We start from the raw sequence: 7,534 nt of genomic DNA on the forward strand, positions 1-7,534 counted from the left end.
CTTCGCGCTGGGGATCGGGCCTCTCGTGCACGTGGCGATGCCCCTGCTCGCCACCCGGCGCCCGGTATCGCACGCCCGCGCGACCGCGCGCACCTGACCCGCCGGATGCGGCACGCGCGAACGCGAGCGACCGCACCCGGCGTGCGTCCTCAGTGCTCCCGGAACTCGGGGCGATCACTCCCGGGCTTGAGGTGCGCGTGCAGGGCGTTCTTGGCGATCTCCATCGACGGATAGACGCCCAGACGCTCGTCCTTGCCGGCCATATGCACGGCATAGCCCTCGGCATCCTTCTGGATCTTTCCGACGACGCCCACGGGGCCGTAGGCGACCCAGAGGCGTCGTGTCGCGGTGTCGGACATGAGTGCTCCTTTGCTCTCGTTCGCCGCGAGGGTACGCCCGCATCGCGTCCGCCGCCAGGGGCTGGTGCGGCGCAGAGCCGCCTGTCGCTATTGTGGACGCGACCCCCAGTAGCTCAGTGGATAGAGCAGCGGCCTTCTAATCCGCCGGTCACACGTTCGAATCGTGTCTGGGGGACCAGACCCCCGCTCCCCCAGGATCACTAAGCTGTGGGGATGGTAAACGCCTCCGAGAACGACCGGCTCGTCTGGATCGACTGCGAGATGACCGGGCTCGACCTCGCGGTCGACGAACTCGTCGAGATCGCCGTCGTCGTCACCGATTTCGAGCTGAACGTGCTCGACCCCGGCTTCCAGATCGTCATCAAGCCCGATGCCTCCGCCCTGGCGAACATGGGTGAGTTCGTCACCGAGATGCACCGCTCCTCGGGACTGCTCGACGAGATCCCGAACGGCGTGAGCCTCGCGGATGCCGAGTTCCAGACCCTGGAGTACATCCAGCGCTTCGCGCCGGTCGAGGGAAAGGCGCCCCTCGCCGGCAACACCATCGGCACCGACCGCATGTTCTTGGCCACGTACATGCCGCGCGTGGACCGCTGGCTGCACTATCGCAACGTCGATGTCTCGAGCATCAAGGAGCTCTCGCGCCGGTGGTACCCGCGGGCGTACTTCCAGGCCCCGTCCAAGAACGGCGGGCACCGCGCCCTCGCCGACATCCGCGAGTCGATCCGCGAGCTGGCGTACTACCGCGCCGCGGTGTTCGTGCCGCAGCCGGGGCCCACCAGCGACGAGGCGAAGACGGCCTCGGAGGCGGCCGTGTCGTCGTTCGCGCTCGACGTGTGACATAATCTTTCAGTTGTCTTCTTCCGAAGACACATGGTGGCTATAGCTCAGTTGGTAGAGCACCGCGTTGTGGTCGCGGGGGTCGCGGGTTCAAGTCCCGTTAGCCACCCCAAGCATCGACGAAGGCCCGGAAGATCACCGCTTCCGGGCCTTCGTCGTTCGAGACGGCCGCTCCGCGCGCGCCGTAGAATCGACTCCGGATGCCGCGGCCCGACACCGCGGCGCATCACCGGCCCGAAGCCCCCGGGAGGCCCGCCGTGCACGACGACGTCGACGAGCGACCGGCCCTCGAGATGGACGCGGCGGCGTTCGAGCGACTCGTCGTCGACGAGCTCGACCGCCTGCCCGACGACATGGTCGAGGGTCTCGACAACGTCGTGTTCGTCGTCGAGGACCGTCCCGAGGACGGCTCTCTCGACCTGCTCGGCCTCTACGACGGGTGGGCTCTCACCGAACGGGAACGCTACGGCGTCGGCGAACTGCCCGACCGCATCATTCTCTACCGGGAGCCGCACCTCGCCGCCTGCGCCGATGAGCACGAGCTGCGCGACGAGATTCACACGACCCTCGTCCACGAGATCGCCCACTTCTACGGCATCGACGATGATCGCCTGCACGAATTGGGATGGGCCTGATGGCGGGGATCGCCACGCCCGACCTCGATCTGAACCTCGAGGGCCGCATCGAGTCGTCGCCGCCTTCGTCGTGGCAGACGGTGGTGTGGAACGACCCGGTGAATCTCATGAGCTACGTCAGCCACGTCTTCCGCACGTACTTCGGGTTCGACGCGGCGACCGCGCAGAGGCTCATGCTCGCCGTGCATCACGACGGCCACGCCGTCGTGGCGCGCGGTCCCCGCGAGGTCATGGAGGCGCACACGCAGGCCATGCACGACTACGGCCTGTGGGCCACCGTCCGGAAGGATCCCGCGTGAGCGAACGCATCGTCGTCCTCGAGATCAGCGGCCTCGAGGCCCTCCACCTCGCCGGCATCGTGGGGCAGTTCCGCGACCTGCTCGCCGACTCGCGCGCCGACACCGACCCCGCCGTCGAGCGCCTCTTGCCCGACGCGTACCCCGATGACGCCGCCGCCAGCCGCGAGTTCAAACGCCTCACGGGTGGGGATCTGCTCGGACGACGTGCCGAGGACGCCGCGACCGTCCTGCGCACGCTGGGAGGCGACGGGGGCGACCTCGATCCGCAGAGCGACCCGGATGCGACCATCGCCGTCGCTCTCGGCGAGATCGAGGCTCTCGCGTGGATGAGGACGCTCGCGGCGGTGCGCCTGGTGCTGGCGGAGCGACTCGGCATCCGCACCGAAGACGATCATCAGCCCGAGGACCCCCGCTTCGGCGTGTACGACTGGATCGGCTATCGGCTCGACGGTCTGATGACGGCGTTGGATCGCACCTGACGACTGCGTCGGCCCGACCGCGCCGGCCGCGGTCAGGGAACGCGCACGACGACCTGGGCGATGGATGCCGGGTCGTGCTGCGCGATGTGGGCGTCTTCTTGGCGCGCCCAGCGATCCCAGTGCGGACGATAGGTGTCACCGTCGCGGTCGAGCGCACGCGTGCGGCGCGACGGCGTCGGAGCCTCGACCCAGACCGACACGTCGGCGAGGCGCGCCACCTCGGGCGTGAGCAGACCCGCCCCCTCGACGATCAGAGGCAGTGACGGGTCGACCGCGTGGGCTTCGGCGCGGGCATCGGCCTCCCAGTCCCAGCGCTGCCAGACGCCGACGATCCCGCGCGCATGCGGGCGCAGGATCGTCTCGCGCGCGTACTCGGCGCCGGCGGCGAGCCCGTCCCACCCGGGATAGACGTCGTCGAGGGCGACGAGCTGCACGCGACCGCGCCCCGGCCACGAGGCGACGAGGCGACGCGCGAGCGAACTCTTTCCCGCGCCACTGCGGCCGTCGATGACGACGGCGGGGTTGGTCGCACCCACCGCGACGATCCGCGCCGTCACCGTCGCGATCGCGGCGGCGAGGGCGTCGTCGACCGGATCCGCGTTACTTCTTGAGGGCGCGGATGACACGGCTGAGGGCGCGACCGGCCACCCACACGAAAGGGATCCCGACCGCGAGGAGCGCCACGAGGTTCGGGTCGAACCGCAGGTCGTCCCCACGACGGATGTAGGCACCGAGCGGCAGGGTGTAGCCCCCACCGCCACCGCCGCCGTTGCCCTTCTCGTCGGAGCCGCCTCCGTAACCCGCCCAGGTGAGCGCGACGGGCACGATGCGCACGCCGTCGACGTCCTGCTGCTCGCCGTAGGCGGAGGTGACTCCGAAGCTCGTGGCCTGCTTGCCGAGTTCCAGTGCGATGTTGGGCATGGATCGAGCGTAGCGGTCCATCTGCGACCGGCCCAGGGGTGTTGCGCCCGGCGGCCGGGCGTGTCAGTGCTCGTACGACGGGCGGGGATTGGTGGGCAGGGCTCCCCCGCCGCGCGCGGGCCCGAGCAGCGAGCCGCGCGTCACCGCACCGCGTCCGAACCGCGCCGCCGCCCCGTCCAGCGCACCCTCGACGCGGCGCCACTCGGCGTCGTCGTCCCACAGCGTCGCCGCCATGGCCGCGGGCTTGAGCTTCTCGCCCCGCACCCCGACCAGGCGGACGGCCTGACGTCGGTCGATGCCGTCGAACAGCTCGATCGCCGCGTCACCGATCCGCTGGCCCACCGACGTGGGCTCCGGGAGCGTGCGGGAGCGACTGAGCGTGGTGAAGTCCGAGAAGCGGACCTTGATCGAGATCGTCGACGCCTCGTACTGCTGGGCGCGCAGACGCGCGCCCACGCGATCGGCGAGGCGCCGCAGTTCGACGTGCAGGGTGCGCGTGTCCGCGATGTCGGTATGGAAGGTCTCCTCGTGACCGACGCTCTTCTCGCTGCGACCGGTGTGGACCTCGCGGGCGTCTATTCCGCGAGAGAGATGCCAGATCCGCTCCCCCATCGCCGCACCGAGGATCTGGTCGAGGGCGTGACGCGGCGTGTCGAGGATGTCGGAGATGAGCCGGATGCCGCGGGATTCCAACGCCTCGGCGGCCTTCGGCCCCACACCCCACAGCGCACGCACGGACCGCGGTCGAAGGAACGCCTCGGTGTCGGCCGCCGCGACGACCAGCAGCCCGTCGGGCTTGGAGATCGTCGAGGCCATCTTCGCCACGTGCTTCGTCGCCGCCACGCCGATGCTGCACGTCAGCCCCGTCTCGGCCTTTACGCGTGCGCGCAGGTCGCGCGCGATGGCACCGGGGCTGCCCCACAGCCGACGCGCACCCCGGACGTCGAGGAACGCCTCGTCGATGGACAGCGGCTCCACCAGCGGCGTGACGTCGTGGAAGATCGCCATCACCTGCCGGGACATCTCGGTGTAGCGGTGGTAGGGCGGGTTCACCACGATCGCCGTCGGGCACAGCCGCAACGCGATCGACACCGGCATGGCGGACTTCACCCCGTAGCGACGCGCCTCGTACGACGCACTCGAGACGACGCCGCGCCCCTCGGAGCCGCCGATGATCAGCGGCTTGCCCGCGAGCGAGGGATCGTCGAGCACGGCGACCGAGGCGAAGAACGCGTCCATGTCGACGTGCAGGATGCCGGTGCCCGTGTCGTCGGCGTCGGGGCGTGAGACGAGACGCCCCGTACCGTCACCGCGTCCCATGGCATCCATTCTCTCCCGGACCTCCGACATCGGGCCCAGAGCAACGGACGGCGTCGCGCAGCGCGGATCCGCCGACTGCGCCGGGAACGACGGATGCCACGACCCCCACCCTCGAACGGGGCGGGCGCCGTGGCATCCGGTGCCTCACTGGGCGGCGCGCTCCAGGACGAGCTCGCGCACGCGCGCGGCGTCGGCCTGACCCTTCATCGCCTTCATGACCGCGCCGATGACCGCACCGGCGGCCTGCACCTTGCCGTCGCGGATCTTGGCGAGCACGTCGGGCTGGGCGGCGAGGGCCTCGTCGATCGCCGCGATGAGCGCCCCGTCGTCCGAGACGACGGCGAGCCCGCGGGTGTCGACCACCTCTTGCGGCGTGCCCTCTCCGGCGATGACGCCCTCGAGCACCTGACGGGCGAGCTTGTCGGTCAGGGTGCCGGCATCCACCAGCTTCTGCAGCGCGGCGACGTTCTCGGGCGAGACGAGATCGGCGGCATCGCGTTCCTGCGCGTTGGCCACGCGAGTGATCTCACCCGTCCACCATTTGCGCGCGGCAGCCGGGGCGGCACCCGCGGCGATCGTGTCGGCCACGGCGTCGAGCAGACCGCCGTTGGCGACGTCCTGGAACTCGAGGTCGGTGAAGCCCCATTCGGCTTTGAGCCGGCGCCGACGCGCGGCGGGCGGCTCGGGGAGGGCGGCACGCAGCTCCTCGATCAGCTCCGGCGCGGGGACGACGGGCAGCAGGTCGGGCTCGGGGAAGTACCGGTAGTCGTCGGCATCCGACTTGGGGCGACCGGGCGAGGTGCGACCGGTGTCCTCGTGCCAGTGGCGCGTCTCCTGCGTGATCGTCCCGCCCTTGGCGAGGATCGCGGCTTGGCGCTGGATTTCGTACCGGACGGCCCGCTCGACGGAGCGCATCGAGTTGACGTTCTTCGTCTCGGTGCGGGTGTCGAGCTTCTCCTGGCCGCGGGGGCGCAGGGACACGTTCGCGTCGCACCGGAGGTTTCCGCGCTCGAGCTTCGCCTCCGAGATGCCGAGGCCGCGCACGATGTCGCGGATCGTCGCGACGTACGCCTTCGCCAGCGCGGGAGCCGAGTGCTCGGCGCCGAAGATCGGCTTGGTGACGATCTCGACCAGCGGCACGCCCGCGCGGTTGTAGTCGACGAGCGAGTACTCGGCGCCCTGGATGCGCCCGGTCGCCCCGCCCATGTGGGTGAGCTTTCCGGCATCCTCTTCCATGTGCGCGCGCTCGATCGGCACGGTGACGATCGTGCCGTCTTCGAGTTCGACCTCGACCGAGCCCTCGAAGGCGATCGGCTCGTCGTACTGCGAGATCTGGTAGTTCTTGCCGAGGTCGGGGTAGAAGTAGTTCTTCCGCGCGAAGCGGCTCGACGGCGCGATCGAGCACCCGAGGGCGAGGCCCAGGCTGATCGACGAGCGGATCGCCTCGGCGTTCACCACCGGCAGCGCGCCGGGAAGGCCCATGTCGACCGGGGCGACGAGCGTGTTGGGCTCGGCGCCGTGGTTCGCCTCGTTGGCCGGGTTGGGGGCGGCCGAGAACATCTTGGTCGCGGTGTTGAGCTCGACGTGCACCTCGAAGCCGAGGACGGGCTCGAACATCTCGAGCGCCTCGTCGAAGTCCATGAGTGCGTCTTTGGCCATCAGTTCACTCCTGCTTCGGGTCCCTGAGCCTGTCGAAGGGTGAGGGAGGGGGCTTTGTCGAGCAGCGGTCCGCCCCACTGGTCGACCAGCAGCGCTTCGAGCGCCGCACCGACGCGGTACAGACGCGCGTCCTCGCGGGCGGGGGCGAGGAACTGGATGCCGACGGGCAGGCCGTCCTCCTCCGCCAGGCCGCTCGGGACCGAGATCCCGGGGACGCCGGCGAGGTTCGCGGGGATCGTCGTGACGTCGTTGAGGTACATCTGCAGCGGGTCGTCGATCTTCTCGCCCAGGCGGAAGGCCGTGGTCGGCGCCGACGGCGTCGCGATCACGTCGACCTGGGCGAAGGCGGCGTCGAAGTCCTGCTGGATGAGCGTGCGCACCTTCTGGGCGCTGCCGTAATACGCGTCGTAGTAGCCCGCCGACAGCGCGTAGGTGCCCAGGATGATGCGGCGCTTGACCTCGGGGCCGAAGCCGGCGTCGCGGGTCGCCGCCATGACGTTCTCGACCGTGGGGGCGCCCTGGGGCGTCACACGAAGCCCGAAGCGCACGGAGTCGAACTTCGCGAGGTTGCTCGACGCCTCGGCGGGGAGGATCAGGTAGTACGCCGCGACGCCGTACTCGAAGTGCGGAGCGCTGATCTCGACGATCTCGGCGCCCTGCGCCTGCATGGCCGCGAGCGACGCACGGAACGAGTCCGACACGCCCTTCTGGAAGCCGCGGTCGTCGAGCTCGCGGATGACGCCGACCTTGAGACCCTTGAGCACCTCTCCGGTCGCGCCCTCGCGGGCGGCGGCGGCGAAGGACGGCCACGCGTCCGAGAGCGAGGTCGAGTCGTTCGCGTCGTGCCCGCCGATGACATCGTGCAGCAGCCCCGCGTCGAGCACGGTGCGCGTGACGGGCCCCACCTGATCGAGGCTGGATGCCAGGTCGATCCGTCAGCCGGCGCACGTCACCGGCACGGTCGGCGTCAAGCCCACCTACGGCGGCGTGAGCCGTTACGGCGCGATCGCCCTGGCATCCAG

At 70.3% G+C, this 7,534-nt stretch carries 9 protein-coding genes, 2 tRNA genes and 2 pseudogenes; 7 read left to right on the top strand and 6 right to left on the bottom strand.

What is annotated here, in order from left to right:
- Positions 1-149: 149 nt before the first annotated feature.
- Positions 150-359, bottom strand: coding sequence for a methyltransferase (locus QZ433_RS10965; protein WP_108318688.1), 210 nt, complete (start codon positions 357-359; stop codon positions 150-152).
- 102 nt (positions 360-461) lie between these two features.
- On the opposite strand from QZ433_RS10965, the gene QZ433_RS10970 reads away from it, so the two are divergent.
- The 6 genes from QZ433_RS10970 to QZ433_RS10995 all read left to right on the top strand — a co-directional run bounded on the left by QZ433_RS10970 (position 462) and on the right by QZ433_RS10995 (position 2,612).
- A tRNA-Arg gene (locus QZ433_RS10970) sits at positions 462-537 on the top strand.
- Positions 538-572: 35 nt separating this feature from the next.
- On the top strand, positions 573-1,199 hold the full coding sequence (orn, locus tag QZ433_RS10975) for an oligoribonuclease (protein ID WP_295783238.1): 627 nt from the start codon (positions 573-575) through the stop codon (positions 1,197-1,199).
- A gap of 36 nt (positions 1,200-1,235) precedes the next feature.
- A tRNA-His gene (locus QZ433_RS10980) sits at positions 1,236-1,311 on the top strand.
- Positions 1,312-1,492: 181 nt separating this feature from the next.
- On the top strand, positions 1,493-1,834 hold the full coding sequence (locus QZ433_RS10985) for a metallopeptidase family protein (RefSeq protein ID WP_295783259.1): 342 nt from the start codon (positions 1,493-1,495) through the stop codon (positions 1,832-1,834).
- A complete protein-coding gene (gene clpS, locus QZ433_RS10990) occupies positions 1,825-2,133 on the top strand; it encodes an ATP-dependent Clp protease adapter ClpS (RefSeq protein ID WP_295783241.1) in 309 nt (102 codons plus the stop codon). The genes QZ433_RS10985 and clpS overlap by 10 nt, the downstream gene beginning before the upstream one ends.
- Complete coding sequence (locus QZ433_RS10995) at positions 2,130-2,612, top strand: DUF2017 family protein (RefSeq protein ID WP_295783243.1); 483 nt, start codon at positions 2,130-2,132, stop codon at positions 2,610-2,612. The genes clpS and QZ433_RS10995 overlap by 4 nt, the downstream gene beginning before the upstream one ends.
- Positions 2,613-2,644: 32 nt before the next feature.
- On the opposite strand, the gene QZ433_RS11000 is transcribed toward QZ433_RS10995, so the two are convergent.
- The 5 genes and pseudogenes from QZ433_RS11000 to QZ433_RS11020 form a co-directional block, all read right to left on the bottom strand.
- Entirely contained in the window at positions 2,645-3,238 is a 594-nt protein-coding gene (locus QZ433_RS11000) for a hypothetical protein (RefSeq protein ID WP_295783248.1), read from the bottom strand.
- Positions 3,213-3,533: a hypothetical protein gene (locus QZ433_RS11005; RefSeq protein ID WP_295783251.1), complete on the bottom strand. Its 321-nt coding sequence runs from the start codon at positions 3,531-3,533 to the stop codon at positions 3,213-3,215. The genes QZ433_RS11000 and QZ433_RS11005 overlap by 26 nt, the downstream gene beginning before the upstream one ends.
- A gap of 63 nt (positions 3,534-3,596) precedes the next feature.
- On the bottom strand, positions 3,597-4,853 hold the full coding sequence (locus tag QZ433_RS11010) for a DNA polymerase IV (RefSeq protein ID WP_295783253.1): 1,257 nt from the start codon (positions 4,851-4,853) through the stop codon (positions 3,597-3,599).
- Positions 4,854-4,997: 144 nt separating this feature from the next.
- Positions 4,998-6,512, bottom strand: coding sequence for an Asp-tRNA(Asn)/Glu-tRNA(Gln) amidotransferase subunit GatB (gene gatB, locus QZ433_RS11015; protein ID WP_295783257.1), 1,515 nt, complete (start codon positions 6,510-6,512; stop codon positions 4,998-5,000).
- Positions 6,512-7,438: pseudogene (locus tag QZ433_RS11020) on the bottom strand (amidase family protein); the annotation flags it as partial. The gene gatB and the pseudogene QZ433_RS11020, both read right to left, overlap by 1 nt.
- Position 7,439: 1 nt before the next feature.
- Between QZ433_RS11020 and QZ433_RS11025 the strand changes: the two are divergent.
- Positions 7,440-7,534, top strand: a pseudogene (locus tag QZ433_RS11025) (amidase family protein); the annotation flags it as partial.

The sequence above is a fragment of the uncultured Microbacterium sp. genome, from assembly GCF_913776565.1.
GTDB lineage: Bacteria > Actinomycetota > Actinomycetes > Actinomycetales > Microbacteriaceae > Microbacterium.